This window comes from Falsiroseomonas stagni DSM 19981, assembly GCF_900114315.1.
GTDB classification, from domain to species: domain Bacteria; phylum Pseudomonadota; class Alphaproteobacteria; order Acetobacterales; family Acetobacteraceae; genus Falsiroseomonas; species Falsiroseomonas stagni.
On record NZ_FOSQ01000001.1, the window covers coordinates 206,811 to 232,724 of the forward strand.

At 70.9% G+C, this 25,914-nt stretch carries 25 protein-coding genes; 19 read left to right on the plus strand and 6 right to left on the minus strand.

Features of this window, described 5'->3' with window-relative positions:
• Nucleotides 1-73 precede the first annotated feature (73 nt).
• Together BM041_RS00990 and BM041_RS00995 are read right to left on the minus strand one after the other, a co-directional pair.
• Nucleotides 74-769 (minus strand): anti-sigma factor, encoded by a 696-nt coding sequence (locus tag BM041_RS00990; RefSeq protein ID WP_092954155.1) that lies wholly within the window; start codon nt 767-769, stop codon nt 74-76.
• The gene (locus BM041_RS00995; protein WP_092954158.1) at nt 766-1,305 is read right to left on the minus strand and encodes a sigma-70 family RNA polymerase sigma factor; all 540 of its coding nucleotides are present in this window, start codon (nt 1,303-1,305) and stop codon (nt 766-768) included. The genes BM041_RS00990 and BM041_RS00995 overlap by 4 nt, the downstream gene beginning before the upstream one ends.
• Nucleotides 1,306-1,670: 365 nt before the next feature.
• Here BM041_RS00995 and BM041_RS01000 point away from each other — a divergent pair, with 365 nt between their 5' ends.
• The 13 genes from BM041_RS01000 to BM041_RS01060 all read left to right on the plus strand — a co-directional run bounded on the left by BM041_RS01000 (nt 1,671) and on the right by BM041_RS01060 (nt 15,659).
• Nucleotides 1,671-3,128, plus strand: coding sequence for an FAD/NAD(P)-binding protein (locus BM041_RS01000; RefSeq protein ID WP_092954161.1), 1,458 nt, complete (start codon nt 1,671-1,673; stop codon nt 3,126-3,128).
• Complete coding sequence (locus BM041_RS01005) at nt 3,125-3,628, plus strand: ureidoglycolate lyase (RefSeq protein ID WP_092954164.1); 504 nt, start codon at nt 3,125-3,127, stop codon at nt 3,626-3,628. The genes BM041_RS01000 and BM041_RS01005 overlap by 4 nt, the downstream gene beginning before the upstream one ends.
• Nucleotides 3,628-4,497: a polysaccharide deacetylase family protein gene (locus BM041_RS01010; protein ID WP_092954167.1), complete on the plus strand. Its 870-nt coding sequence runs from the start codon at nt 3,628-3,630 to the stop codon at nt 4,495-4,497. The genes BM041_RS01005 and BM041_RS01010 overlap by 1 nt, the downstream gene beginning before the upstream one ends.
• A gap of 3 nt (nt 4,498-4,500) precedes the next feature.
• Nucleotides 4,501-5,154, plus strand: coding sequence for an amino acid ABC transporter permease (locus BM041_RS01015; protein ID WP_092954170.1), 654 nt, complete (start codon nt 4,501-4,503; stop codon nt 5,152-5,154).
• Nucleotides 5,151-6,398, plus strand: a complete 1,248-nt coding sequence (locus BM041_RS01020; RefSeq protein ID WP_092954173.1) for an amidohydrolase family protein — start codon at nt 5,151-5,153, stop codon at nt 6,396-6,398. Before BM041_RS01015 ends, BM041_RS01020 begins: the two co-directional genes overlap by 4 nt.
• Nucleotides 6,395-7,165 carry an amino acid ABC transporter ATP-binding protein gene (locus BM041_RS01025; protein WP_092954176.1) on the plus strand — a complete coding sequence of 257 codons (771 nt, stop codon included), beginning with the start codon at nt 6,395-6,397 and terminating at the stop codon, nt 7,163-7,165. Before BM041_RS01020 ends, BM041_RS01025 begins: the two co-directional genes overlap by 4 nt.
• 14 nt (nt 7,166-7,179) lie before the next feature.
• Nucleotides 7,180-7,953, plus strand: a complete 774-nt coding sequence (locus tag BM041_RS01030) for a substrate-binding periplasmic protein (RefSeq protein WP_175533650.1) — start codon at nt 7,180-7,182, stop codon at nt 7,951-7,953.
• 141 nt (nt 7,954-8,094) lie between these two features.
• A complete protein-coding gene (locus BM041_RS01035) occupies nt 8,095-9,558 on the plus strand; it encodes an NAD(P)-binding domain-containing protein (protein ID WP_245761873.1) in 1,464 nt (487 codons plus the stop codon).
• Nucleotides 9,552-11,012 (plus strand): 4-hydroxyphenylacetate 3-hydroxylase family protein, encoded by a 1,461-nt coding sequence (locus tag BM041_RS01040; RefSeq protein ID WP_092954182.1) that lies wholly within the window; start codon nt 9,552-9,554, stop codon nt 11,010-11,012. Before BM041_RS01035 ends, BM041_RS01040 begins: the two co-directional genes overlap by 7 nt.
• Nucleotides 11,009-12,181: an amidase gene (locus tag BM041_RS01045; protein WP_092954185.1), complete on the plus strand. Its 1,173-nt coding sequence runs from the start codon at nt 11,009-11,011 to the stop codon at nt 12,179-12,181. The genes BM041_RS01040 and BM041_RS01045 overlap by 4 nt, the downstream gene beginning before the upstream one ends.
• Complete coding sequence (locus tag BM041_RS01050; RefSeq protein WP_092954188.1) at nt 12,178-13,665, plus strand: amidohydrolase family protein; 1,488 nt, start codon at nt 12,178-12,180, stop codon at nt 13,663-13,665. The genes BM041_RS01045 and BM041_RS01050 overlap by 4 nt, the downstream gene beginning before the upstream one ends.
• Complete coding sequence (locus BM041_RS01055) at nt 13,662-14,645, plus strand: substrate-binding domain-containing protein (protein WP_092954191.1); 984 nt, start codon at nt 13,662-13,664, stop codon at nt 14,643-14,645. Before BM041_RS01050 ends, BM041_RS01055 begins: the two co-directional genes overlap by 4 nt.
• A gap of 3 nt (nt 14,646-14,648) precedes the next feature.
• On the plus strand, nt 14,649-15,659 hold the full coding sequence (locus BM041_RS01060; protein WP_092954195.1) for a hypothetical protein: 1,011 nt from the start codon (nt 14,649-14,651) through the stop codon (nt 15,657-15,659).
• Between the two features lie 61 nt (nt 15,660-15,720).
• On the opposite strand, the gene dnaA is transcribed toward BM041_RS01060, so the two are convergent.
• From dnaA to mutM, 4 genes are all read right to left on the minus strand, one after another.
• Complete coding sequence (dnaA, locus tag BM041_RS01065) at nt 15,721-17,229, minus strand: chromosomal replication initiator protein DnaA (protein ID WP_092954198.1); 1,509 nt, start codon at nt 17,227-17,229, stop codon at nt 15,721-15,723.
• Between the two features lie 346 nt (nt 17,230-17,575).
• On the minus strand, nt 17,576-17,854 hold the full coding sequence (gene rpsT, locus BM041_RS01070) for a 30S ribosomal protein S20 (RefSeq protein ID WP_092954201.1): 279 nt from the start codon (nt 17,852-17,854) through the stop codon (nt 17,576-17,578).
• A 175-nt stretch (nt 17,855-18,029) separates the two neighbouring features.
• Nucleotides 18,030-18,806 carry an enoyl-CoA hydratase gene (locus tag BM041_RS01075; RefSeq protein ID WP_092954204.1) on the minus strand — a complete coding sequence of 259 codons (777 nt, stop codon included), beginning with the start codon at nt 18,804-18,806 and terminating at the stop codon, nt 18,030-18,032.
• 89 nt (nt 18,807-18,895) lie between these two features.
• Nucleotides 18,896-19,795, minus strand: coding sequence for a bifunctional DNA-formamidopyrimidine glycosylase/DNA-(apurinic or apyrimidinic site) lyase (gene mutM, locus BM041_RS01080; protein ID WP_092954207.1), 900 nt, complete (start codon nt 19,793-19,795; stop codon nt 18,896-18,898).
• Between the two features lie 81 nt (nt 19,796-19,876).
• Between mutM and BM041_RS01085 the strand changes: the two genes are divergently transcribed.
• From BM041_RS01085 to BM041_RS01110, 6 genes are all read left to right on the plus strand, one after another.
• Nucleotides 19,877-20,614, plus strand: a complete 738-nt coding sequence (locus BM041_RS01085; protein ID WP_092954210.1) for a class I SAM-dependent methyltransferase — start codon at nt 19,877-19,879, stop codon at nt 20,612-20,614.
• Entirely contained in the window at nt 20,602-21,090 is a 489-nt protein-coding gene (locus BM041_RS01090) for a PaaI family thioesterase (protein ID WP_092954212.1), read from the plus strand. Before BM041_RS01085 ends, BM041_RS01090 begins: the two co-directional genes overlap by 13 nt.
• Nucleotides 21,090-22,265: a bifunctional phosphopantothenoylcysteine decarboxylase/phosphopantothenate--cysteine ligase CoaBC gene (coaBC, locus tag BM041_RS01095; RefSeq protein WP_092954215.1), complete on the plus strand. Its 1,176-nt coding sequence runs from the start codon at nt 21,090-21,092 to the stop codon at nt 22,263-22,265. Before BM041_RS01090 ends, coaBC begins: the two co-directional genes overlap by 1 nt.
• A 134-nt stretch (nt 22,266-22,399) precedes the next feature.
• Complete coding sequence (locus tag BM041_RS01100; protein ID WP_175533651.1) at nt 22,400-22,912, plus strand: flavin reductase family protein; 513 nt, start codon at nt 22,400-22,402, stop codon at nt 22,910-22,912.
• Nucleotides 22,913-22,919: 7 nt separating this feature from the next.
• Nucleotides 22,920-24,479, plus strand: a complete 1,560-nt coding sequence (locus BM041_RS01105) for a D-aminopeptidase (RefSeq protein ID WP_092954218.1) — start codon at nt 22,920-22,922, stop codon at nt 24,477-24,479.
• A gap of 61 nt (nt 24,480-24,540) precedes the next feature.
• Nucleotides 24,541-25,881 carry an MFS transporter gene (locus BM041_RS01110; protein WP_092954220.1) on the plus strand — a complete coding sequence of 447 codons (1,341 nt, stop codon included), beginning with the start codon at nt 24,541-24,543 and terminating at the stop codon, nt 25,879-25,881.
• Nucleotides 25,882-25,914 lie beyond the last annotated feature (33 nt).

Consider the following 25,914-nt stretch of genomic DNA (forward strand, 5'->3'; position numbering starts at 1 on the left):
GCCGATCGGGCCTCGCTGGCGGCGTTACGGAGGGCGGGTGCGGCTGGACGCAGCCGCTACGAAATAATCGCGATCACGAACCCGTGGCCGGCGCCAGGCGGCCGATGAACTGGATCGGGCCGGTCGGGCGGCCGATCGGCGACCCCCCCGGCGGTTCGAGCGTGATCTCGATCAGCATCCCCGGGCTGGGGCGGATCGTGGCCGGCCGGACGGTGATGCGGCCATCCGCCGGGATCAGGCCGAGCGAGGTCGGCGCCGTCGCGCCCTGCGGCAGCGCCCACAATTCCAGCACCCGGTCCGGCGGTGCCGGCCGCGTGTTGAGGGAGGCGAGGCGGATGCCGGCGCGATCGGCCTCCACCAGCCAGGCCGGCTGTTCGCGATCGGTCAGCAGCACGGTCATCAGCCGCGGCTCCGGCGCCGGGCGCAGGACCATGAACGCGGCCAGGCCGGCGGCGACGGCGGTGGCGCCGATGGCCCCCGCGCGCCAGGGGTCGAGCAGCTTCCGCCACCAGGGCGCGGCGGGGAGGGCCGGCGCGGGGTCCAGAGCGGCCTCGATCCGGCGCCACAGATCGGGCGGCGGGGCTTCCGGCGTGGCGAGGGTGGCAAGGGGGGCGAGCTTCGCCTCCCACGCCGCGACCGCTTCCGCCAGCGCGGCATCGAGGGGTAGCGCGGCGGCGACGGCGGCGGCCTCCCGCGCTTCCAGCGTGCCGAGGACGTATTCGGCGGCCAGCGCCTCCCTCTCCTCTGGTGTCATGCCCAGGGGGGTCATGCCAGGCACTCCCGCAGCCGCAGCAACCCGCGGCGGATCCACGCCTTCACGGTGCCGAGCGGCAGGTCGAGCCGCGCCGCGATCTGGGCATGGGACAGGCCATGCACGAAGGCCAGCACGATCCCGCGGCGGTTCCGCTCCTCCAGCCCCGAAAGGCATTCGCGCAGCCGCGCGCCCTCGGCCTCCGCCGCGATGCGGTCCAGCGCGTCGGATTCCACGGGGGTGTCGCCGAGGGTGGGGTCGTCGGTCGGGATCTCCCGCCCCCTGGCGCGGGCCAGGTCGAGGGCGGCGTAGCGGACGATGGCGGCCAGCCAGGCTTCCGCGCTGCCGCGGCTGGGGTCGAACTGGTCCGCCCGGCGGGCGATCTTCAGGAAGGCGTCCTGCAGCGCATCCGCCGCGGCGTCCCGGTCCCGCAGGATGGCATTGGCCACGCCGAACAGTCGCGTCGACTGGCGTTCATAGACCGCCCGCAAGGCGTGCCGGTCGCCCCCGGCGACGGCTGACAGCAGCGGGGAAAGGTCGGTCGCGGCGTCCATGCGGGCGGAGAATGCCCACGGCGCCCACCAGGGTGCAACGGGGGCATCCGGTGCCTGCGGATCGGGCAGGACTGCCGAAAGCGCGGCCAGCGCCGGGGGGCAACGGCGGCGAAAGGCCATCCGCGGGGCTGGCACGGGCCTTGCGAGACCGCGGCCCATGCCACCCTGGCCGCCCCTTCCCGCCCGTCCCGCCGCCGGCCGCCCCAGGCGCCCTGGCCGGCCGGCGCGCGCCCATGGGCTGGCCCGGGCGCGCGGCCGGTGGCGACCAACGGCCTGATCCCGTGGCCGTCGCGTCCCGCACCGGGACGCGCGGTGGGTGTCCCACACCCTGATCATCCCCGAACCGGAACCCTGGCGGAGTTGCCATGACCTGCCCGCAAGGCCTGCCCGCGCTGGAGCGCCTGGTGGCGCGCGAACTTGCCCAGACTGCCTTCCCGACCGCCCCCTGGGTGGCGCCCCTGGTCGCGCCCGATGGGGCGGAGGCGCTGGACTGCGCCATCATCGGTGGTGGCCAATACGGCCTGGCATTGGCCGGGCTGCTGAAACGCGAATGCGTGACGCGCATCGCCGTCTTCGATGCGGCGCGGGCGGGGATGGAAGGCCCCTGGATGAGTTTCGCGCGCATGACGATGCTGCGCACGCCGAAGGACCTGGCCGGCCCGGAATGCGGCCTGCCATCCCTGACCTTCCGCGCCTGGTGGGAAGCCCAGCATGGGCAGGCGTCGTGGGAAGCGATGTATCGCATCCCCCGCACCGCCTGGGCCACCTACCTCACCTGGTTCCGCCGCGTCCTGGACCTGCCGGTGCGCAATGGCTGGCGGCTGCGGGAGATGCAGCCGACGGCCGATGGCACGATGATCGGGCTGCTGTTCGAAACGCCGGACGGCCCGCTGCTGCGCCACGCCCGCAGCGTGGTGATGGCGACCGGCACCGGCGGCGCCGGCGGCCATGCGATTCCCGCCCCGATCGCCCGCGCCCTGCCACCCGGCCGCGTGCTGCATGCGAATGACATCCTGGACCTCGGCGCCTTCGCCGGTGAACGGGTGGGCGTGCTGGGGGCGGGGGCGACCGCCTTCGATGTCGCGATCGCGGCGCTGCAGGCCGGTGCGACGCGCGCGGAGGTCTGCGTGCGGCGGCCCGAATTGCCGCGCGACAATCCGCGGCGCTGGATGGAAAGCGCCGGGCACCTGGCCCATTACGTGGACCTGCCGGATGCCGCGAAATGGGCCTATGCGACCCGGCTGCGCCAGATCGGCCAGCCGCCGCCGCAGCCCACCTTCGATGCCGCGATGGCCGAGCCCGGCTTCCGGCTGCGCACCGGCATGCCCTGGGACCAGGTGCGCTGGACGGGCGGCGAGATCATCGTCGAAGGCAATGGCAAGCGCCTGGTCTTCGACCGGCTGGTGATCGCCACCGGCTTCACCGCCGACATGGCGATGAGGTCCGAATACGCCGCGCTGTTGCCGCATGCCGCGCTGTGGCGGGACCGCTTCACGCCGCCGGCCGAACAGGCGGATGCCAGGCTCGGCCGGCAGCCCTACCTCGACCGCTTCGGCGGCTTCACCGAAAGGCTGCCGGGGGCGGCGCCGTGGCTCGGACGGATCTTCACCATCACCAACAACGCCTCGCTCAGCCTGGGGCCCGTCGCGGCGTCGATCAGCGCGATGAAATACGTCGCGCCGCGGCTGGTGGAGGGGGTGAAACGCCGGCTGTTCCTGGACCAGCAGGAAAGCGACTGGGCCTGGTTCCTGGGCGGCGACCACGCCGAACTCGCCCCCTTCAACCTGCCCCCTTCCACCCTGCCGGAGACCGTAGCCGCATGAGCGACCCACGCATCATCCCCGTGAAGCCGGGAGCGGCGACGGTGGAAGCCCTGGCGCCCTTCGGCACGCTGGTGGAGGCCGGGGAGGACGGCACGCCCTTCGGCCCCGCCGATGCGCGGCTTGAACTGGGGCGCGGCACGCCGCGGCTCTACATCATGCGGCTGGTGAAGCGCCCGATGCTGGTGCGCGGCATCACGCGCCACACCCGGGTGACGCAATGCCTGGCGGCGACGATGGGGGGCGAGTGGTTCATCGGCCTGGCGCCCGCCGGCGATGCCGACATGCCCGATGCCAAGCCCGACCCGGCCGCGATCCGCATCTTCCGCATCCCCGGCGACAAGGCGCTGGCCCTGCATCGCGGCACCTGGCATGCGGGACCGTTCTTCGAGGCTGAGACGCAGGATTTCCTGAACCTCGAACTCTCGGACACGAATGAGGTGGACCACCACACGGTGCGCCTCGATGCCGAATTCGGCGTCGCCTTCGCGATCGAGCCGTGATGCGGGACCACGGGCGCTACGCCTATTCCGCCATCGCGCAACGGCCGGCCTGGGACTGGCCGGGCGGGAAGCGGCTCGCGGTGTTCATCGCGGTGAACCTGGAGGCCTTTCCCTTTGCGGAAGGCATGGGCATCCCGCTCGTGAATCCGCTGCCGGAGCCCGATGTGCAGAACTACGGCTTCCGCGATTGGGGCAACCGCGTCGGCGTCTGGAACCTGCTCGATTCGCTGGACGAATACGCGCTGCCTGCCGCCGCGCTGATGAACACCGCGATCTACGACCTCTGCCCGCCCGTCGCCGAGGCCTTCCGCGCCAGGGGCGATGAGGTGGTGGGCCATGGCCGCACCAATGCCGAACGGCAATGCGACATGGATGAGGCGACGGAGCGCGCGATGATCGCCGCATGCCGCGCGCGCATCGCGGCGGAGGAAGGCGTGGCGCCCCGTGGCTGGATGGGCCCCTGGGTGGCGGAGACGCATGTGACGCCGGACCTGCTGGCGGAGGCGGGCTTCGACTATGTCATGGACTGGACGCATGATGACCAGCCGACGCGCCTGGTCACGCGCGGCGCCGGGTCGCTGGTGACGGTGCCCTATTCGAAGCCGACCAACGACATCCCCATCCTGCACGCTGCGAAATGGCCGCCCGCGGATTGGGCCGATGCGCTGATCGACCAGTTCGAGGAGCAGCGGCGCTTGTCGAAAAAATGGCCGCTGACCTTCAACCTGTCGCTGCATCCCTTCCTCGTGGGGCATGCCTTTCGCCTGAAACACCTCCGCCGCGTCTTCGCGCATATCGCGGCGGCACAGGAGGAAGTGTGGCTCTGCCGGCCTGGCGACATCGCGCGCCATGCGGCGACGGTGGTGTGAGGGATGGATTTCGAGTGGACACTCTTCGTCGAGAGCCTGCCCGCGCTGGCGCGCGGCGCGGCGACGACGGCGGAGCTGGCCTTCGTCTCCATCTGCGGGGGGCTGGTGCTGGGGCTGATGGGCGGGCTGGCGCGCGTCTCCGGCATCGCGGCGCTGAACGCCTTCGCGCTGTTCTGCGTCACGCTGCTGCGGGGCGTGCCGCTGCTGGTGACGATGCTGTTCTTCTACTACGGCCTGCCCTCCCTGGGATTGCTGCTGGAGGCGAAGACCGTCGCGATCCTGGCGCTGTCGCTGACCAACGGCGCCTATGTGACGGAGATCGTGCGCGCCGGCATCCAGTCCATCGATCGCGGGCAGATGCGCGCGGCGCGGTCGCTCGGCATGGGGTGGGCACTGGCGATGCGGCGGATCGTGCTGCCGCAGGCGCTGCGGCGCGTGCTGCCGCCGATCGGGAATGAGGCGATCACCCTGCTGAAGAACACGGCGCTGGTCAGCGTCATCGCCATCCCGGACCTGCTGCGGGCGGGGACGGACATCATGACCTGGCAGGCCAATACCTTCAGCCCCTTCGCGGGCGTGGCGCTGATGTACCTGATGATGACCCTGCCGCTGGTCTGGCTGGTGGCGCGGCTGGAATCCCGCTGGAGGGTGGCATGAGCGCAGTGCTGTTCCGGGGTGCGACGCTGCTGCGCGGCGGCGATGACTGGGCGCCCGTCGCGGGTGTGGACCTGCTGCTGCGCGACGGCGTCGTCGCCGAGGGGCCTGTGGAGGCCGCGGCGGTCATCGACGCGTCGCACCTCCTTCTGCTGCCCGCCTTCGTCAACGCCCATACCCATTCGCCCGAAGCTCTCGCACGCGGGCGGGCGCCGATGGCGCGGCTGGATGACTGGCTCGCGGTGGAATACGCCGATGGCCAGGATGCGCTGCCCGCTTCGCGCATCCGCCAGGCCATCCTGATCAGCTGCGCGGAGGCGATCCGCGGTGGCGCGGTGCAGGTGACGGACCATTTCCGCCAGATCCCGCCGAGCGTGGAGAGCGTGGCCGCGGCGGCCAGCGCCTGGGCGGAGGGCGGCATCCGCGCGCGCGTCGCGATGATGCTGCGCGACCTGCCCTCGCCCTCCGCCAGCTTCACGCCGCCCAGCACCGACCAGGCGCTGGCGGTGGCGGCGGCGCTGCTGCGCGATCCGCCGCCGGGCGCGACGGTCGGCCTCGGCCCCTCCGCCCCGCAGCGCTGCAGCGACGATCTGCTGCGCGGCGTGGCGCGGCTGGCGGAGCGGCACGGGGCCTTCGTGCATCTCCATCTCTGCGAGACCGCGAAGGATGCGGTGGATTGCCGCGCCCGGGCGGGTGGCGATGATCCCGTGGCCTGGCTGGAACGCCTCGGCCTGGCGGGTTCCCATGTGGAATACGCGCATTGCGTCCATCTGAGGGATGCGGAGCTGGACCGCATGGTGGCGCGGGGCACGACCATGGTGCACAACCCGCTGGCCAATCTTCGCCTCGGCAGCGGCATCGCGCCCGTGGCGCGCGGACTGGCCCGCGGCGTCAGGCTGCGCGTGGGATCGGACGGCCCGGGCAGCAACGATACGCAGGACATGCTGGAGGCCGCGAAGTTCGCCATGCTGCTGCCGCGCGCCGGGCGCCCCGATGCGGAATGGCCGACGCCTGCGCAGACGCTGGAGATGGCGACGGGCGGGCATAGGCTGGTGGCGGGCGCGCGGGCGGATGTGATTGCCTTCGACCTCCGCGCCGCCGCCTTCGCTGGCGCCAAGCCCGATGAGATCGCCACGCGCCTGCTGCTGGCGGCACGCCCGCGGGACCTGACGCATGTGCTGCGGGATGGCGACTTCCTGATGCGGGACGGCGCGCTGGTGCCGCCCGCCCTGGCGGCGCTGCGATGAGCGTCATCGCGGTCCGCAACCTGCACAAATCCTATGGCAAGACGCCCGTGCTGCGGGGCGTGGACCTGGCGGTCGCAAAGGGGGAGACGGTCTGTGTCATCGGTCCCTCCGGCAGCGGGAAGTCGACGCTGCTGCAATGCCTGAACGGCCTGGAGCCCTTTGAATCCGGGGAGGTGATCGTCGCTGGCCAGCATATCGGTTGGGGCCGTGGCGGCGCCCGCATCCCGGAGCGCGAGATGACCTTCGCGCGCCGGCGCATCGGCATCGTCTTCCAGCAGTTCAACCTCTTCCCCCACATGTCGGCGCTGGCCAATGTCATGGAAGCGCCCGTCCAGGTGCTGAAGCGCCCGCGCGCGGTGGTAGAGGCGGAGGCGCGGGCACTGCTGGCGCGGGTCGGGCTTGCGCACAAGGCGGATGCCTACCCGGCCGACCTCTCCGGCGGGCAGCAGCAGCGCGTCGCCATCGCCCGCGCGCTCGCCATGCAGCCGGAGGTGATGCTGTTCGACGAGGTGACCTCCGCCCTCGATCCCGAGTTGGTGGGCGAAGTGCTGGCCGTGATGCGCGGCCTGGCGAAGGACGGCATGACCATGCTCGTCGTGACGCATGAGATGGGCTTCGCGCGCGAAGCGGCGGACCGCGTGATCTTCATGGATGGCGGGCTGGTGGTGGAACAGGGGCCACCCGCCGAGGTGCTGGGCCGTCCGCGGGAAGCGCGGACACGGGAATTCCTGGGCCGCGTGCTGAGGCCCGAATCGATCGAGGCATGAGGGGGACTGGAACGATGAACCGCATCCGGATCACGCGCCGCGCGCTGCTGGCGACCACGCTGGCGACACCGGCGCTGGCGCAGGAGGGTGACACGCTTGCCAAGGCGCGCGCCGCCGGCGTCCTCGTCGTCGGCAATGGCGGCGCCTTCCCGCCCTTCGAGTTCATGGAGAATGGCCGCCTGACGGGCTACGACGTCGATCTCGGCGAGGAACTCGGCCGGCGCATGGGCCTGCGCATCCAGTGGCAGGTGATCGCCTTCGCGGGGCTGATCGCGGGCCTCACCTCCGGCCGTGTGGATTGCCTGATCACGGCCATGGCCTGGACGCCGGACCGCGCGGAACGCATCGCCTTCTCCATCCCCTACTACAAGACCGGGATCGCGGCGGGCTACCGCCCGGGGCTTGCGATCGACCGGCCGGAGGATCTGGCGGGGCGCATCGTCGGCGTGCAGGTCGGCACGTCAGGCGAGCAGTTCGTGCGGCAGAACCACGCCAGCAGCGTGAGGGAGATCCGCGTCTACAACGAATTCCCGCTGGCCCTGCAGGATCTGGTGGTGGGGCGGATCGAGGCGGTGGTGAACACCCAGCCCGTGCTGCGCTGGAACATCGCGCGCAACACGCGCGTGCGGCTCGGCGTCTCCCCGGTCTGGGATGCGCGGGATATCGGCATCAACACGCGGCATGCGGATGTGGCGCTGATGGCGGAGATCAACCGGCACCTCGCGGCCATGCAGGCGGATGGCTTCCTGCCGGGGCTGGACCAGAAGTGGTTCGGCCAGGCCTCATGACATCTTCGCGCCTGCGCGCCGCCATGATAGATTTCCAATGTCCTGGTGAGCCGGAGAAACGGGCCTGGGCGACATGGCGTGGCGGCGTCCCGCAGGGGATGCATCGTCGCGCGCCCGTCGCCAGGAGCTGACCCGCAGGCCATGGATGCGCTGCCCCCGTTCCACCTGATGCCCCTGCCGGATGCGGAAGCGCGGCTGGCTGCGCTGGCGGACCGCGTGGCGTGGGAATTATCCACGCTCGCCTATCCCGCGCGGGACTGGGTGCGGCCGCGCGGCGATGGCGTGCGGGACGTGGTGGTGGTGGGCGGCGGGCAATGCGGCCTCGCCCTGTCATTCGCGCTGCGGCGCGCGCGCGTCACGAACACCGAAGTGCTGGAGGCCGGCACGCCCGCCGGCATCTGGCTGCGCTTCGCCCGCATGCACACGCTGCGCACGCCGAAGCATGTGACGGGGCCGGAACTCGGCGTGCCGTCGCTCTCCGTGCGCGCCTGGTTCGAGGCCCGCTTTGGCGAACACGCCTGGGCTTCCCTGGCGAAGATCCCGCGCGCGGTGTGGCAGGCCTATCTCGACTGGCTGCAAGGCATGCTGGCGCTGCCGGTGGAAGCCGGCTGGCGGGTGGGCGCGGTGACGCCGGAGGCGGATGACCTGCTTGCCGTCACCGCCGAACGGGATGATGGGATGCGGGCGCGCTGGCTCTCGCGGCATGTGGTGATGGCGACGGGGGTGGATGGCGCGGGGGCCTGGCAGGTGCCGGGGATCGTCGCGCAATCGCTGCCGGCGGATCGCTACGCCCATACCGCGCAGCCCATCGATTTCGCGGCGCTGGCGGGGCGGCGCGTGGCGGTTCTGGGTGCGGGGGCCTCGGCCTTCGACAATGCGGCGATGGCGCTGGAACATGGCGCGGCGCGGCTGGACCTGCTGGCGCGGCGGCCCCGGCTGCCGGCGGTCAATCCCTATCGCTGGATGGAGTTCGCCGGCTTCCTCAACCACTTCGCGGACCTGCCGGATGCGCTGAAGTGGCGCTTCATGCGGACCATCTTCGCGATGAACCAGCCACCGCCGCAGGAGACATTCTCCAGATGCGCGGCGCATGCCGTCTTTCATCTGCATCTCGCGGCGCCCCTGCGGGCGCTGCGGATGGAGGGTGACGCGATCATCCTGGAGACGCCGCGCGGCGCCGTCACGGCGGATTTCCTCATCGTCGGCACGGGGCTGGTGGTGGAGCCCGCGCTGCGGACGGAACTCGCCGCCGCCGCGCCCCATATCGCCCGGTGGCGGGACCGCTTCACCCCGCCGGCGGGGGAGGAGGATGCCGCGCTCGGCGCCTTCCCCTACCTCACCGCCGATTTCGCCTTCACGGAACGGGTGGAGGGCAGCGCGCCCTGGCTGCGGCGGCTGCGCAGTTCGTCCTTCGCCGCCATGGCCAGCACCGCCTCCTCCGGCGGCATCTCCACCTTGCGGCCGACGGTCGACCGCATCGCGCGCGGCATCACGCGCGACCTGTTCCTGGACCAGGCGGAAGCGGACCATGCCGCGCTGGCCGCCTATGACGAGCGTGAGCTGGTCGACCTGACCCTGGCATCGGAAGGGACACGCCCATGGTGAAGGACGGCGCCGCCCATCTGCGCGGCCTGCGTGACGCGCGCACCATCTTCATCGATGGACGGCGTGTGGCGGATGTGACGACGGACCCCGCCTTCGCCGGCGCGGTGGCCTCGGCCGCGTCGCTCTACGACCTCCAGGCTGAGGATCCGGAGGGCATGACCTTCGACCTCGGCGATGGCACGCGCACGGGGCTCGCCTGGATGTTGCCCCGCAACCACGCGGAACTCGTGAAGCGCCGCGTGGCGATGGAACGCATCGCGGCGCGGAGCTGCGGGATGATGGGGCGGAGCCCCGACCACGTCGCCTCCACCTTCGTGGGCTTCATGGCCGGCCGCCACGCCTATGATTCGCGGGGTGGCGCGGCGCTGTCATCCTATTTCGAGGCAGCGCGCCGCGCCGATCACTGGATCGGCTACGTCATCATCAATCCGCAGGCCGACAAGTCCCGCCAGGCGAAGGACCAGCCCGGCGGCGACCTGGTCGCGCGGATCGTGGATGAGGATGCCGGCGGCATCACCATCCGCGGCGCCAAGATGCTGGCGACGGCGGGTGTGATGGCGAATGAGCTGATGGTCTCCGGCATCGTCGCCCTGATGCCGGGGGATGAGCCCTACGCCTTCACGGCCGTCATGCCCCTGGCGACGAAGGGCATCAAGCTGCTGTCCCGCCGCAGCTACGAGGCTGCCGTCACCTCCGTCTTCGACTATCCCCTCTCCGCCCGCTTCGACGAGAATGATGCCGTCGTCTTCTTCGAGGATGTGAAGATCCCCTGGGACCGCGTCTTCGTGCACCGGGACCTGCGCATGATGCAGGCGCAATGGCACGAGACGCGCGCCCATGTGATGCAGAACTACCAATGCATCGTGCGGCTTTCCGTCAAGCTGCGCTTCCTGCTCGGCCTCGCGCATCGCATCGCGGAGACCAACGGCATCCTGGGCTTCCCCCAGACGCGGGAGACGCTCGGCCTGCTCGCCGCCAAGGCCAGCAGCATCGAGGCGATGGTGGTTGCCATGGAGGCGCAGGGCGAGGATTTCCACGGGGTCTTCGTGCCGGATCGGCGGCTGCTGGTCTCCGCGCAGGTGCTGGCCCAGACGATCTATCCGGAATTCATCGAGGCGATCCGCGGCCTGTCCGGCGGCGGGCTCGTCATGGTCCCATCCTCCGCCGCCGATTTCGATGGCGGGGAGGTGGAGCGCATCATCCAGGCCAGCCAGCGATCCCCGGTGGCAGGCAGCGAGGACCGGGTGAAGCTGATGAAGCTGGCCTGGGACGCCGTCGGGTCCGAATTCGGCTCGCGACACCTGCAATACGAGATGTTTTACTCAGGCCCGCAATTCGCGATCCGCGGTAACTCCTACCGCTTCCACGATTGGACGGGACCAAAGGCCATGGTGCAGGGCTTCATGGACAGCTACGGGCTTGACCGCGCCCCGGCGAAGGCGGCCGCGGAATGACGCCCGACCGGATCAGGGCCTCCGCCTTCGTCGCGCATGGCGATGTGCGGGTGGAAGGCGCGGCGGAAGGCCCGCTCTCGGGCCTCACCTTCGCGGTGAAGGACCTGTTCGACGTGGCGGGCACCATCAGCGGCTGGGGCAACCCGGACCGCGTGGAGCAGACGCCGCCTTCCGCCACCACGGCCAGCGCGCTGCTGCCGGCACTCGCCGCCGGCGCGACGATGATCGGCAAGACGCATACGGATGAGATCGCCTGCGGGCTGTTCGGGGAGAACCCGCATTACGGCGCGCCGATCAACCCGGTGGCGCCGGACCGCGTGCCGGGGGGGTCCTCGTCCGGCTCCGTCGTCGCCGTGGCGGGGGGGTTCTGCGACTTCGCCTTCGGCACGGATACGGGCGGCTCCGTCCGCGTGCCATCCTCCTTCTGCGGCGTCTTCGGCATCCGGACCTCGCATGGCCGCGTCTCCACCGCCGGGCTGATGCCGATGGCGCCGAGCATCGACACGGTCGGCTGGTTCGCCCGCGATGCGGGGCTGTTGCGGAAGGTGGGGTCGCTGTTCTTCGGCAGCGCGCCTTCCGTGACGCCACGGCTGCTCTTTGCCGAGGACGCCTTCGAGATTCCCGTGCCGCTGCTGGGCGAGGTGATGCGCGACGCCGCGTCGAAGCTCGGGCCGATGGACAGCGTGCGGGCCTATGGCGATTGGGGGCACGGCTATTGGCTGGAGACCTTCAAGCCGCTGCAACTCGGCGAGTTGTGGGCGACCCATGGCAGCTGGGCGACGGCGCCGGGACGGCGGCTGAGCCCCGCGGTGCGGGACCGCATCGCGCTCGCCTCCACCGTGCCGATGGCCGACATCGCCGCGGCCTGGGTGCGGCGGGAGAAGCTGTCCGAGCATATCCGCGCGCTGCTCGGCCAGGACGGCATCCTGGTGATCCCGACGGCCCATGACCTGCCGCCGCTCCGCAACGCGCCGGTCTCCGCGCAATTCGCCTTCCGCGACAACACGCTGGCGCTGACCTGCATCGCCAGCCTCTGCCGCCTGCCGCAGGTCAACATCCCGGCCGGCACGCTGGATGGCATTCCCTTCGGCCTGTCGCTGGTCGCGGCGCCCTACCAGGACGCGATGCTGCTGGCGGCGGCGGAGGCCCTGGCGCCGGCGCTGGCGTGACGACGCTGCTGGTCACCGGCGGGCTGGTCTGGGACGGCGGCACGGCGGCGCCGCGGGACCTGCTGCTGCGGGAAGGCCGCATCGCCGCGGTGCTGGCGCCGGGGGAGGGGCCTGACGACGGGCCGCGCTTCGATGCGCGGGACCGGCTGGTGCTGCCGGGCCTGGTCAACGCGCATACCCATGGGCACGCCACCCTCATGAAAGGGGTGGCGGATCGGTGGATGCTGGAATCCTCGCTGACCAACGGCGCCTGGATGGGCGGCCGCCGGGACCGCGATATCATCCGGCTGTCCACCCTGCTTGGCGCGGTGGAGATGCTCGAGGCCGGCTGTACCGCCTGCTACGACCTGTTCTTCGAATTCCCCGGCCCCAGCGCGGAAGGGCTGGCGACGGTCGCCGCGGCCTATGCGGAGGCAGGCATGCGGGCGGTGGTCGCGCCGATGGTGGCGGACCGCGCGCTGTTCGAGATCCTGCCAGGCTTCCTCGACACGCTGCCGGACGATCTGCGCGAACAGGCCGCCGCCTTCCGGCTGGCGCCAGCCGCGCAGACGCTGGCGGCGCTGCGCGATTCCTTCTCAGGTGTCACGCCACCGGATGGCATCCGCTTCGCGCTGGCGCCGACCATCCCGCATCACTGCACCGATGATTTCGTCACGGGCTGCCGTGACCTGGCGGCCGCGCGCGGCCTGCGGCTGCACATGCACATCGCGGAGTCCAGGCTGCAGGCGCTGATCGCGCGCAAGATGTGGGGCGCCGGGCCGGTGCACCACATCGCCCGCCTCGGCCTGCTGGGGCCGCATTTCACCGCGGCCCATGCGGTGTGGCTGGAGGCGGCGGAGCTGGACCTGCTGGCCGCGCATGGCGCCACCGTGGCGCATATGCCGGCGAGCAACATGCGGCTCGGCGCGGGTGTGGCGAGCATCAGCGCGATGCGCGCGCGGGGCATCACGGTCGGCCTCGGCACCGATGGCTGCAATTCCGCGGACAGCCTGGACATGGCGGAGGCGATGCGTCTGGCCTCCCACCTCTCCCGCCTTCGCGACGTGCCGCGCGATGAATGGCTGGCGGCTGCCGATGTGTTGCGCATGGCGACGGAAGGCGGCGCCGCGGTGCTGGGGATCGAGGGCGGGCGCATCGCGCCCGGCGCGCCCGCGGACCTCGCCCTGCTCGACCTCGGCCACCGCGCCTTCGTGCCGCTGCATGACGCAGCAAACCAGGCCGTGACCTGCAACACCGCCGGCAGCGTCAGGGAGGTCTTCGTCGGCGGGCGCCAGGTGGTGGCGCAGGGCCGCTGCCTTGCACCCGTTGCCGCGACGCTGCGCGACCGCGCGCGGGATGCGCTGGCGGCGTTGATGGAACGCCTGGCGCCATCGCGCGCGCTGGCGGCACGGCTGGAGCCGCATGTCGTCGCCTATGCCGAGCGGGAGGGGCGTGCCGCGCTGCCCTTCGCGCGGAAAATCCCCGTGGAGAGCAGCCTCGCATGACATCGCCGCTTCGCCTGACCATCGGCGTCTCCGATTGCGACCGTGCCCGCGCGCTGGCGGAAGGCCGCGTGCCGATCGCTTGTGTCGAGGCAGCGACGACCGTCATGCCGCTGCAGCCGCTATTCAACCTGCAGATGACCACCCATGAATTCGATTGCTGCGAATTCCCGATCGCCACCTGGCTGCGGCATTTCGACCGGCCGGTGCAGGATTACGTCGGCATCCCCGTCTTCCCCTCCCGCCATTTCCGCTTCTCCTGCGTCTATGTGAACAAGGCGAAGGGGCTGACGAAGCCCGCGGACCTCGCGGGCAGGCGCGTCGGCGCCATGGTGTGGGACATGGCCGCCGCGGTCTGGCTGCGCGGCATCTTCGCGGAGTACTACGGCCTTCCCGTCGCCGCGCCGATCTATGTCAATGCGGGGCTGAACGCGGCTCGCGCGGGGGAGGACCATCCGCAGGACTATCCGCCCGGCGTCACCATCGAACATGTCACGGACAGGTCGCTGTCGGCGATGCTGGAGAGCGGCGAGATCGATGCGATCTACACCGCCCGCGCGCCCGACAGCTTTTTCGAGTCACCCGACAAGGTCGGACGGCTCTTCGCCGATCCGATGGCGGCGGAGATCGACTATTTCCAGCGTTCCGGCATCTTCCCGCCGATGCACCTGGTGGCAGTGAAGAAGCCCATCGCCGAGGCGAATCCCTGGCTGCCACGCGCGCTCTACGACGCCTTCGCCGAATCGCAGCGCCAGTCGCGGCTGCGGCTGCATGACAGCGCGACGCTCGCCTTCGGCCTGCCCTTCCTGGTGCAACACCTTGAGGAGACGGAGCGCGTGTTGGGCGCGGATTTCTGGTCCACCGGCTTCGCCGCCAACCGCCACGTCTTCGCGACGCTGATCCGTTACATGCGGGATGAGGGACTGCTGAAGCGCGACCTGGCGCCGGAGGATCTGTTCCCTGCTTCCCTGCTGGAAACCTGACCGATGGTCACGACCGATGACCGCGCGACGCGCGTGCGCGAATCCGCCCAGAAGTTCCGCGCGCCCTTCACGCTTGAGCCCTCGCTGGCACTGTATTGCCCGCAGGACAATGTCGACAGCCTCGCGCATCCCCGCATCAGGGCGTGGTTCGACTTCGTCGGCCGGGACTACAACCCTGTGCTGCCGGATGCGCCGCGCCGCGTGCTGCTGCTGCTGCCTTGTACGCGAACGAAGCCCTACATCCTGTCCACCGAGCACAGGCGCATCAATGCCGCGTTGATCGCGGCTGGCTTCGTGCCGATGGCGCCGGCCGATCCGACTCTGCTGGCGTTGCGGGAGGAGGGGGAGAGCGAGGCGTTGTTCAGCCTGGCGCCGCTGCTGCATCCCGATGGCATCGTGGTGCATCGCGCGGTCATCAGCGAACCGCTGGGCCTGGTGCCCTATGAGCACATGCTGGCCTATCCCGGCGGCGTTTCGCCGGCCGTGCTCTATGACGATCCCGGCCTGTTCGAGGAGCGGGGCAATGCGGTCTCCCCCTGGCGGGCTGACCATACCGCCGTCCGGGTCAGCGCCACGCGGTGGAAGTGGGGTCCCGCCGAGAAGCGCGCCTATGTCGTGATGCACAACGAGATGGCACGGGTGGTGGCGGAGGCCTTGGCGCGGTTCGGCGGCGTCTATACGCGGCGGATCAGCTGGGTGGCGCCGGGCCTCACGCATCGCAGCTTCGTCGTGGCGAAAGGTGAGCGCGCCGCCCATGGCATCGTCGCGCAGCGCCAGGTGGGGGCGGAGCGCTTGCCGCTGGTGGGCGCGAATGACCTGCTGCCGGCGGATCTGCGCCTGACGGCCTTGCCGACGCGGGACCAGTGCCAGGATGGGCTGTCGCGCCTGGCGGTCCGCCTGGGCAAGACCCCCGCGGAGGCTGCCGGCCATTTCGGCCGCGGTGGCGGTGACGCGACGCCCTTGGCGCTGCCCGAACTGCTCGCGGACCTACTGACGGCGCTCCGCGCCCATTGACGGTGGTGCAGGAGGCCGCTGCCTCCTGCCGGGGTCCAGGGGCGGCGCCCCTGGCCTTCCTTCACGTCTCCAGCATCCGCCGCAGCAGTTCCACGTCTTCCGCGAAGGCGCTGTCCGCCTGCATCAGCTCCGCCACGCGGCTGACCGCGTGCATCACCGTGGTGTGGTCCCGTCCGCCGAAGCGGCGGCCGATTTCCGGCAGGGACCGGCTGGTGAGTTGCTTGGCCAGGTACATCGCCACCTGTCGCGGCCGGGCCACGTTGCGGGCCCGGCGGGGGGAGGACATGTCGGTCAGGCGGATGTTGTAGTGTTCCGCGACGCGCTTCTGGATTTCCTCGATCGTCACGCGGCGGTCATGGGCGCGGAGGATGTCGTGCAGCACTTCCTGCGCGCCTTCCAGCGTCACGGGCCGGCCGAACAGGTTCGCGTGGGCGATCAGGCGGTTCAGCGCGCCTTCCAGTTCACGCACGTTGGACGTGATCTTGTGGGCGAGGAATTCCATCACCTTGGGCGGCACCGGCACGCCCTGGCTCTGTGCCTTGGCCTGCAGGATGGAGATGCGGAGTTCGTAGGTGGTGGCGTGCAGGTCGGCGACCATGCCGCAGCCGAGACGGGTGCGGAGGCGATCCTCGATGCCGGAGAGATCGGAGGGCGACTTGTCCGCGCTCACGATGATCTGCTTGCCGGCGTCCACCAGGGCGTTGAAGGTGTGGAAGAATTCTTCCTGCGTGTTGTCCTTGCCGATCAGGAACTGCAGGTCGTCGATCAGCAGCACGTCGACGCTGCGGAGGCTTTCCTTGAATTCCATCGTGGATTGGGACCGCAGTGCCGCGATGAAGCGGTACATGAACTTCTCGGCCGACATGTAGGCGACGGAGAGGGGTGGGCGGCCCTCGGCGGCGCCGATCTCCCGGATCGCCCAGGCGGCGGCGTGCATCAGGTGGGTCTTGCCCAGCCCGACGCCGCCATAGAGGAACAGCGGGTTGAAGCCCGGGCTGGCCGGCCTTTCCGCCACGCGGCGGGCGCAGGCATAGGCGAATTCGTTGGGCTTGCCGACGACGAAGGTATCGAAGGTGAAGCGCGGGTCGAGCGGCGCGGTCCAGTCGCTGCGCGGGTCGGCGGGGCGCAGCTCGGCGGCTGGCGCGGCGCGGCCGAGTGGCTCCGCCAGGCCGGCGGGCGCCTCGGCGGGTTCGGGGGCGCGGATCGTGGCCGGGCGCGGCGCCTGGCGGGGCGCCTCCGCCACGGCGGGAGTCGCAGCGGGTGCGGGCTCGGCGGCGCGGGGTTCGGGCGTCACGCGGAAATCGACGCGGCGGATGGCGGGGATCTCGGCCTGCCAGAGCGCCCGCAGGCGGTCGCCGTAATGCCCGCGGACCCAGTCGCGCAGGAAACGGGTCGGCAAAAGAACGATCGCTTCCTCGCCCTGGATGGCGGACAGCGTCATCTGGCGGAGCCAGGTGCGATACTCGACCTCGCCCACTTCCTCCCGCAGCCGGCCGCGGATGCGCGCCCAGACCTCCGCCAGCTGTGCCGGGGGGGAGGACGGAGACGACGGACCGACCGCATTCTCCATAGGACGCACCTGCCAACCTCATGGGCCCTGACGGGCAATGTCGATGTGAACTGCGTGCTGCGGAGGACCCGCCATGGGGGGAGCAGTGGCGCGCTTTCCGGGGGGATGCACCCTGCTTCCCGGAACCTACAGCGCCACACTTGGCCCACGCAAATGATTACTGCACCCTGACCAAGTCATGATCGTGAGGGTGAAAGTATTCAGTTTGCAGCACAGAAATGAGACCACGCAGAATCGCCCGACAGCCGGCGCCATTCATGCGCGCCGCCGGGTTGGATTGAACGAGGCTTGGAGAAGAACGCCGCAGTGTCCGGCCGTTGCTGTCAACGGCCGGCCAGGACGGGTATCAGGCCTGGGCGGAAGCGCCGATGGCCTTGATGCGCGCAGACAGGCGCGACAGCTTGCGGGCCACGGTGTTGGCGTGGAACACGCCCTTGCCGGCCGCGCGCTGCAGTTCGGGCTGCGCCGCCTGGAAGGCCGTCGCCGCCGCATTCTTGTCGCCGCCGGCAATCGCCAGCTCGACCTTCCGGAGGAAGGTCCGGACCCGCGACTTGCGAGCGCGGTTGCGCTCCGTGCGCTTCTCGGTCTGACGGATGCGCTTGCGCGCGGAGGCCGTGTTCGCCATGGGTTGCTGTATCTGACCAGTCGGGATGTTTCGGGAGCCTCCGGGCGGACCCATCGGCGAAGGCGCGGTTTCTATCCCCCGGGCGTTGTCCGAGTCAATGGACGGACGTCACGCGGGGGCAACAGGGCGGTCACGTCCTGATCGTGACCGCCCGCGTGCCGGCGGCCGATGCCACCTAACGGTTCGTGAAGGACGGCTTCCGCTTCTCCGCGAAGGCGGACATGCCTTCCTTCTGATCTTCCGTGGAAAACAAGCTCAGGAACAGGCGCCGCTCGAAGCGCACGCCTTCCCGCAGCGTCGTCTCATAGGCCACGTTGATCGCTTCCTTCGCCATGGCGACGGAGGGCGCGGAGAGGCTGGCCATCTTCTCCCCCATCTTCACGGCTTCTACGATGAGGTCGGCCGCGGGAACGATGCGGCAGACCAGGTTGGCGCGCTCCGCCTCCACGGCGTCCATCATCCGGCCCGTCAGTACCATTTCCATGGCCTTGGACTTGCCGATGGACCGCACGAGGCGCTGCGTGCCGCCCGCGCCGGGGATGATGCCGAGGTTGATCTCCGGCTGGCCGAACTTCGCATTGTCCGCGGCCAGGATCAGGTCGCACATCATCGCCAGCTCACACCCACCGCCGAGCGCGAAGCCGGCCACGGCGGCGATCACGGGCTTCTGGATGGTCAGGACCGTTTCCCAGCGCTTGCCGATGAAATCGTCGAAATGGACGGCCGGGTAGGTCCGGTCCTTCATTTCCTTGATGTCGGCGCCCGCGGCGAAGGCTTTCGGGCTGCCGGTGATGACGATGGCGCCGACCGTGGGATCGGCATCGAAGCCGCGCAGCGCGTCGCCGAGCTCCGTCATCAGCTGGTCGCACAGCGCATTCAGCGCCTGCGGCCGGTTCAGCGTGATGACGCCGACGCGGCCTTGGGTCTCGACCAGGATCATTTCGTAGGCCATGCGGCGACGCTCCCTTGGATGGCCCAAGGGGTAGCGCAGGACCGCCGGTGCCTCAACGTCGGTGCCTCAATGACGGAGCAGGGCCTGGGCTACCGCTGCGTCTTGCCGCAATAGAAGGTGCTGCGGCCGGACTGGACGATGCGCGCCACGCCCGTGCAGCCGCTGTCGGGGCCCGGGCAGAGGGGGCAGGGCTGGCCTTCGCGGTCATAGACGGAAAACCGGTCCTGGAACCGGCCCAGCTCCCCATCCGCCCGGACATAGTCGCGCAGCGACGACCCACCGGCGCCGATCGCCTCCTCCAGCACCGCCTTGATGGCGGGCACGAGCTTCGCCGCCCGGGCACCGGCGACGGTTTGGGCAAGGCGGCGGGGGGAGATGCCGGCGCGGAACAGCGCCTCTGCCACATAGATGTTGCCGAGGCCCGCCACCACGCCCTGATCCAGCAACGCGGCCTTGATGGGGGTCTTCTTGCCCGCCAGCGCCGCCGATAGGGCAGCCGCGGTGAAATCCGCCTCCAGCGGTTCCGGCCCCATGCCGTCCAGCAGCTTGTGCCGGTCCTCCTGGTCCGTCGGCATCAAATCCACGCAGCCGAAGCGGCGGGGGTCCACGAAGCCGATTCGTGTGCCGTCCTCGGTCTCCATGAACAGGTGCTCATGCGCCTCCGGCGGGCCGTTATGGCCGCGGGCGTCGGAGAACCGGCCGGTCGGGCCCATCCAGGGCACCGGCGGGCCCTCCATCGGCCGGGCCACCATGCGGCCGGACATGCCGAGGTGGATCAGCAGGCTCTCCGCCGTGTCCAGCCGGGCCAGCATGTATTTGCCCCGGCGCCGGAACCCCACCACCCGAGCGCCGGTCAGCCTCTCCCCCAGTCGGGGCGGGAAGGGCCAGCGCAGGTCGGGGCGCGTGGTCTCGGCACGGATGATCCGGCGGCCTTGCAACACGGCCGCCAGCCCCCTCATCACCGTCTCCACCTCCGGCAATTCCGGCATTTTTTCTCCAGGCTGCCGCGGGATGGTGGCACGGCGGGGCGCTTGCTTGCCGGGAGGGGGCGCAAGTTGCAAGGTAGGCCGATGACCGACACGACCGATTTCGGGTTCCGGGAGGTTCCCCGCGACCAAAAAGCCAGCCTGGTGCGCCAGGTGTTCGAAAGCGTGGCCCCGCGCTACGACCTGATGAACGACCTGATGTCGCTCGGCATCCACCGGATCTGGAAGCGCATCTTCGTCAACGCCATCGGTGCCTCCAAGCGGGAAACGCTGCTGGACCTGGCCGGCGGCACCGGGGACATCGCCTTCGGCGCGCTGGCTGGCGGCGCGAAGCGGGTGATCCTGACCGATGTGAACCCCGCCATGCTTGAGGTCGCCCAGAAGCGGGCGCTGGACCGCGGCATCGTGGACGGCATCGACTACGCCGTGGTGGATGCCGAACACATTCCCCTGCCGGATCGCAGCGTGGAGAAGATCTCCATCGCCTTCGGGCTTCGCAATTGCACGGACAAGGACGCCGTGCTGCGGGAAGCGCGGCGCGTGCTGCGGCCCGGCGGGCGGTTCCACTGCCTGGAATTCTCCCGCGTCGAAATCGCGCCGCTGGCGAGCATCTACGACACCTGGTCCTTCAAGGTGCTGCCGGAGATCGGCGCACGCGTCGCCAATGACCGGGACAGCTACGAATACCTCGCCGAAAGCATCCGCCGCTTCCCGGACCAGGAAACGCTGTGCGAGATGATGCGCGCGGCGGGGCTGGAACGGGTGGCGCACCGCAACCTCTCGGGCGGGATCGTCGCGATCCATACGGGATGGCGACTGTAGAAGCCGAAGCGCGGGTCCGTGCCGCCTTCGCGCGGCAGGGATTCATGCGCAACCTCGATGCGCGGATGGTCGAACTGTCCGCGGGCCGCTGCACCATCGAATGCGCCTTCCGCGACGATCTGACGCAGCATCATGGCCTGTTCCATGCGGGCGTGGTGACGACGATCGCCGACAATGCCTGCGGCTTCGCGGCCCTGTCCCTGATGCCGGAGGGGGCGGAGGTGCTCAGCGTGGAGTTCAAGACCAGCTTCCTGCGCCCCGCTGCCGGCGTCGCGATCGTGGCGCGGGGCGAGGTCGTGAAGCCCGGCCGCACGCTGACCTTCTGCCGCGCCGATGTCTTCGCGCGGGACGCGGCGGGGCGGGAGGTGCTGGCCGCCACCATGACCGCCACGATGATCGCCGCCGCCCCTGAAGCGCGTGCGACGCACGCGACGCTTGAAGCGCGTGCGACGCACGCGACGCCGGAGCCCCGCTGATGTCCCGCATCCTCCTGGTCGTCTCCGGCAGCGTCGCCGCCTACAAGGCGCTGGAACTGACGCGCCTGCTGCGGAAGGCGGGGCATGAGGTCTCCCCCATCCTCACCGCCGGCGGCGCCCGCTTCGTGACGAAGGAAGCCCTGGCCGGGATTTCCGGCGCGCGGGTGCATGACGACCTCTGGGCCGCGGAGGCGGAGATCGGTCATATCCGCCTGGCGCGCTGGCCGGATCTGGTGGTGGTGGCGCCGGCCTCGGCCAACATGATCGCGCGCATGGCGAACGGCCTGGCGGATGACCTCGCCTCCACCGTGCTGCTGGCCACGCGGGCGCCGGTGCTGGTGGCGCCGGCCATGAACCCGGCCATGTGGGCGCATCCCGCGACGCAGGCCAATATGGCGGCGCTGCGCGCGCGCGGCGTGGCGGTGGCGGGGCCGGAGGAAGGCGCGATGGCGGAGCCCGAGAGCGGCCCCGGGCGCCTGGTGGAACCCGCCACCCTGGCCGCGACCATCGGGGCGATGCTGGCCGACGGCCCGCTGAAGGGCCGCCACGTCATCGTCACCAGCGGGCCGACGCAGGAAGCCATCGATCCTGTCCGCTACATCGCCAACCGCAGCAGCGGCAAGCAGGGCCATGCCATCGCCGCGGCGCTGGCGGCCCTCGGCGCGCGCGTCACGCTGGTCAGCGGACCCGTGGCGCAGCCGGACCCCGCCGGAGTCACGGTGCGGCGGATCGAAAGCGCGCGCGAGATGCTGGCCGCGGTGCAGGCCGCGCTGCCCGCCGATGCCGCCATCTTCGCCGCCGCCGTCGCGGATTTCCGGCCCGAGGCCGCGCCGACGCAGAAGATCAAGAAGGAACCCGGCGCACCCCCGCCGGAGATCCGCCTGGCGCTGAACCCGGACATCCTGGCGACCGTCGCGCAGCACGCCACGCTGCGCCCCCGCCTGGTGGTCGGCTTCGCGGCGGAGACGGAGACGGTCGTGCAACACGCCACCGCCAAGCGCCTGCGCAAGGGCTGCGACTGGATCGTAGCGAACGACGTCTCCGGCGATGTCATGGGCGGCGCGGAGAATGCCGTGCACCTCGTGACCGAGGCGGGTGTCGAGGATTGGCCGCGCCTGCCGAAGGAAGAGGTGGCGAGGCGCCTGGCCGCGCGCGTGGCGGAAGCCCTGGGCTGACGCGACGGCCCGGGTAGCGGACCACGCAAACGATGGACCGGGGCTCGCCAGGGCGTATCCTGGCCCCCATCTGCGACGCGCAACGAGGATTTCCCCCATGCTTTCAGCCTTCACCCGCAAAGGGTCTGCCCCTCATGCCGTCTGAAGCGCCGGCCATCGAGACGCTGTCCCCCGTCGACCAGAAGCAGTTCCGTGGCGGCATGGCCCTGCTGGCTGCCGCGGTGAACCTCGTCACCACCGGCGGCCCGGCCGGGGAGGGCGGGTTCACCGCCTCCGCCGTCACCAGCGTGACGGATGATCCGGCGACGCTGCTGGTCTGCGTGCGTCGGGCCGGGTCCGCCACGCCGCTGGTGCGCGCGAATGGCGTGGTCTGCGTCAACACGCTCTCCGCGGGGCAGGAAGCGCTGTCCAGCGCCTTCGGCAGCAGCACCGGCACGCTGGCGGACCGCTTCGCGCTGGGCGAATGGACGAGGCTGGTGACGGGCGCGCCGGTGCTGCGGGGGGCCATCGCCAATTTCGACTGCCGCATCGCGCAGGTGACGGAAGTGGGCACCCATAGTGTGCTGTTCTGCCAGGTGCTGGCGGTGAACACCCTGCCGGAAGCCGCGCCGCTGCTCTACTTCAACCGCGCCTACCGCACGGTCTGATCGCGTCATGACGCAGGACATGGCCGCGCGGCTGGACGCGCTGGCCGCTTCCTTGCCGCGCCGCTACCCCGGCCCGGGCGGTGCCATCGCCGTGCTGCGCCAGGGCGAGGTGCTGCTGCGCCGCGCCTGGGGCTTCGCCAATGCCGAACGGCGCATCCCCTTCACGCCGCACAGCCTGTTCCGGATGTGCTCCATCACCAAGCAGTTCACCTGCGCGGCGATGCTGGCGGCGCTGCCCGATCCGGGGCGGCTCAACGCCGCCATCCGCGCGCGGCTGCCGCGTCTGGCGGGCGAGGTGCCGGATGTCCTGCACCTCGCGCACAACCAGTCGGGCCTGCGGGATTATTGGGCCGTCGCGATGCTGCACGGATCCCCGGCGGAGGCGCCTTTCGGGGATGTGGAGGCCGGGCGCGTCATCGGCGCGACGCAATCCCTGCACTTCGCGCCCGGCACCCGCTATTCCTACGTCAACCAGAATTTCCGCCTGATCTCCGACGCGTTGGAGGAGGTGACGGGGCGCGGCTTCGCCGAATTGCTGCGCGACCACGTCTTCCAGCCCGCGGGCATGCACAGCGCGATGCTCGCCGCCGATACGCGCGCCATGCCGGACGGGACGGAGGGCTATGAGGGATCGGTCGCCACTGGCTTCCGCGCGGCGGAGAACCGCATCCTCTGGACCGGCGATGCCGGAATGGGCGCGAGCCTCGACGACATGATCGCCTGGGAACGCCACATCGACGCAACGCGCGACGATGCCGCTTCGCTCTACAACCGTCTCTCCGTGCCGGTCGCCTTCGCCGATGGCGCGGCGGCGCCCTACGGCTTCGGGCTCGGTCGCGGGCGCGAATTCGGCCGCGCGACGACGGGGCATGGCGGGGCGCTGCGGGGATGGCGGAGCCACCGGCTGCATATGGCGGCGGAACGCCTCTCTGTCGTGGTGGTGTTCAACCATCTCTCGGATGCCCATGCCGCGGCGCTGGACGCGCTGGCGGCGGTGCTGGGGGAGGCGCGGCCCACCGCCGCCGCCTGGCCCATGCCGGCGTGGCTCGGCGCCTACCAGGACCCGGAGACCGCGCTGTCCGTCCGCATCGATGAAGCCGGCCCCGGCCTGCTGCGCCTGCGCTTCGGCCATTCGGCGGAACGGCTGGAGATGCGGGAGGATGGCAGCGCCGATAACGGGCGCACCCGCCTGACCATGACGCCAGCCGGCCTGCGCATGGAACGGCCGCAGGAGAACCAGGTTGCGCTGCTGCGCCCCTGCGCGGGGAATGCGGCGCCCGATATCGCCGGCGACTACCGCTGCGCCGAACTGGACGCGGTGCTGACCATCCTCGATGCCGGCGGCGTGCCGCACGGCGCCTTCAGCGGCTTCCTGGGCCAGGGCCGGATGGAGGCGCTGGAGCCCGTCGGCCCCGATCTCTGGGTGCTGCCCTGCCCCCGCGCGCTGGACCATACGCCGCCCGGCGACTGGACGCTCGCCTTCAGGCGCGACGGTGCCGGACGGGTGGCGGGCGTGACGGTGGGGTGCTGGCTGGCCCGGGGGCTTGCCTACGAACGCGTGACCTGACCGGGGAACCGATCCGCCTGCGGGCGTTACGGGGGCTTCTGATGGCTTCCGGGACTTTCGCATGTCGGTTTCCACCGCCACCACGGCACCAGGCTTCGCCACCACTGTCTCCACCCTTGCCGCCCTGCTGCTGGGCTATGCCAGCATGCAGATGGGCAACACGCTGCAGGGCACGCTGCTCGGCGTCCGCGGCAATATCGAGGGCTTCGACGCCGCCATCATCGGCTTCGTCGGCGCCGCCTTCTGGGGCGGCGTCGTCGTGGGATCGCTGCGCGCGGGTTCGCTGATCCGCCGTGTCGGCCATACGCGCACCTTCGCGGCGCTCGCCGCCATCGCCTCCACCGCCGCGCTGCTGCACCTGCTCGTGATGCATCCGATTGCGTGGATCGCGACGCGTGCGCTGACAGGCTTCTGCTTCGCGGGCCTGTTCATGACGGTGGAGAGCTGGCTGAACGCGGAAGCCACCGCCGTCAATCGCGGCCGCGTCCTCGGCCTCTATGGCATGGCGGGGCTGGTCGCGGGCATTGGCGGGCAGCTGCTGCTGACCCTGGTCGATGCCGGCGGCTTCACGGCCTTCTGCATCGTGGCGGTGCTGATCTCCCTCGCCTTGGTGCCGATCGCCGTTTCGGGCGCCAGCGCGCCGGGCCAGGCGGTGGGGGAGGCGCGGATCGACCTTCTCCGCCTCTATCGCGGATCGCCCTTCGGCGTGGTGGCGGCGGCGCTCTGCGGCTTCACCACCGCCAGTTTCTTCGCGCTGGCGCCGCTGCTGCTGGCCAATGGCGGCATGGCGGGCAGCGGCATCGCCTTCGTCATGGCGAGTGCCACGCTGGGCGGCTTCCTGATGTCCTGGCCGATGGGAAGGCTGTCCGACCGCATCGACCGGCGCATCGTCGCCGTTTCCATGGCCGGCGTGGCCGCCGTGGTGGTGCCGCTGCTGGTGAATCTGGTGCCGGAGGGTTCGGGCCTGCCCCTGATCTGTGTGTGCGCCGCCATCTTCGGCGCCAGCGTGATGCCGACCTACGGCATCGTCGCCGCGCATGTGAACGACACCGTCTCTCCCGGCGACTACGTCTCCGCCGCCGGGGGGCTGCTGGTGCTGCAGGGGCTGGGCGCGACGCTGGGGCCGATCATCGCCGGCGCCGCCATGTCGGCCGCGGGCGCGCAGGGGCTCGCCTTCGCCATGGCCGCCGCGCAGGCGCTGGTGCTGGCCTGGGGCCTGTGGCGGATGCGCCAGCGCCCCGCGCCGCCGCAGGAGGAGAAGGGCAGCTTCGCGCTCGCGCCTGCCGTGCCGGTCGGCACCGCCCTGCATCCGGAGACCGGGGGTGAGGAGGCTGGGGGCCAGCATGCGATGGCTGCCGCGGGGCCCAGCGCCGATGGAGGCCCGGGGCGCCGTCTGCCATAAGGCGCCACGGGCCGCGCGGCGCGGCCGTTTGCG

Excerpts from the sequence above, each read along its gene's own strand:
- BM041_RS01000 (WP_092954161.1), top strand. The coding sequence starts at position 1,671 with ATGACCTGCCCGCAAGGCCTGCCCGCGCTGGAGCGCCTGGTGGCGCGC.
- BM041_RS01010 (WP_092954167.1), top strand. The coding sequence starts at position 3,628 with ATGCGGGACCACGGGCGCTACGCCTATTCCGCCATCGCGCAACGGCCG.
- coaBC (WP_092954215.1), top strand. The coding sequence starts at position 21,090 with ATGTCCCGCATCCTCCTGGTCGTCTCCGGCAGCGTCGCCGCCTACAAG.
- BM041_RS00995 (WP_092954158.1), bottom strand. The coding sequence starts at position 1,305 with ATGGACGCCGCGACCGACCTTTCCCCGCTGCTGTCAGCCGTCGCCGGG.
- BM041_RS01075 (WP_092954204.1), bottom strand. The coding sequence starts at position 18,806 with ATGGCCTACGAAATGATCCTGGTCGAGACCCAAGGCCGCGTCGGCGTC.
- BM041_RS01030 (WP_175533650.1), top strand. The coding sequence starts at position 7,180 with ATGAACCGCATCCGGATCACGCGCCGCGCGCTGCTGGCGACCACGCTG.
- BM041_RS01090 (WP_092954212.1), top strand. The coding sequence starts at position 20,602 with ATGGCGACTGTAGAAGCCGAAGCGCGGGTCCGTGCCGCCTTCGCGCGG.
- BM041_RS01045 (WP_092954185.1), top strand. The coding sequence starts at position 11,009 with ATGACGCCCGACCGGATCAGGGCCTCCGCCTTCGTCGCGCATGGCGAT.
- BM041_RS01100 (WP_175533651.1), top strand. The coding sequence starts at position 22,400 with ATGCCGTCTGAAGCGCCGGCCATCGAGACGCTGTCCCCCGTCGACCAG.
- BM041_RS01060 (WP_092954195.1), top strand. The coding sequence starts at position 14,649 with ATGGTCACGACCGATGACCGCGCGACGCGCGTGCGCGAATCCGCCCAG.
- BM041_RS01055 (WP_092954191.1), top strand. The coding sequence starts at position 13,662 with ATGACATCGCCGCTTCGCCTGACCATCGGCGTCTCCGATTGCGACCGT.
- BM041_RS01040 (WP_092954182.1), top strand. The coding sequence starts at position 9,552 with ATGGTGAAGGACGGCGCCGCCCATCTGCGCGGCCTGCGTGACGCGCGC.
- BM041_RS01085 (WP_092954210.1), top strand. The coding sequence starts at position 19,877 with ATGACCGACACGACCGATTTCGGGTTCCGGGAGGTTCCCCGCGACCAA.
- BM041_RS01035 (WP_245761873.1), top strand. The coding sequence starts at position 8,095 with ATGGATGCGCTGCCCCCGTTCCACCTGATGCCCCTGCCGGATGCGGAA.
- dnaA (WP_092954198.1), bottom strand. The coding sequence starts at position 17,229 with ATGGAGAATGCGGTCGGTCCGTCGTCTCCGTCCTCCCCCCCGGCACAG.
- BM041_RS01020 (WP_092954173.1), top strand. The coding sequence starts at position 5,151 with ATGAGCGCAGTGCTGTTCCGGGGTGCGACGCTGCTGCGCGGCGGCGAT.
- BM041_RS01105 (WP_092954218.1), top strand. The coding sequence starts at position 22,920 with ATGACGCAGGACATGGCCGCGCGGCTGGACGCGCTGGCCGCTTCCTTG.
- BM041_RS01025 (WP_092954176.1), top strand. The coding sequence starts at position 6,395 with ATGAGCGTCATCGCGGTCCGCAACCTGCACAAATCCTATGGCAAGACG.
- rpsT (WP_092954201.1), bottom strand. The coding sequence starts at position 17,854 with ATGGCGAACACGGCCTCCGCGCGCAAGCGCATCCGTCAGACCGAGAAG.
- BM041_RS01110 (WP_092954220.1), top strand. The coding sequence starts at position 24,541 with ATGTCGGTTTCCACCGCCACCACGGCACCAGGCTTCGCCACCACTGTC.
- BM041_RS01015 (WP_092954170.1), top strand. The coding sequence starts at position 4,501 with ATGGATTTCGAGTGGACACTCTTCGTCGAGAGCCTGCCCGCGCTGGCG.
- mutM (WP_092954207.1), bottom strand. The coding sequence starts at position 19,795 with ATGCCGGAATTGCCGGAGGTGGAGACGGTGATGAGGGGGCTGGCGGCC.
- BM041_RS01005 (WP_092954164.1), top strand. The coding sequence starts at position 3,125 with ATGAGCGACCCACGCATCATCCCCGTGAAGCCGGGAGCGGCGACGGTG.
- BM041_RS00990 (WP_092954155.1), bottom strand. The coding sequence starts at position 769 with ATGACCCCCCTGGGCATGACACCAGAGGAGAGGGAGGCGCTGGCCGCC.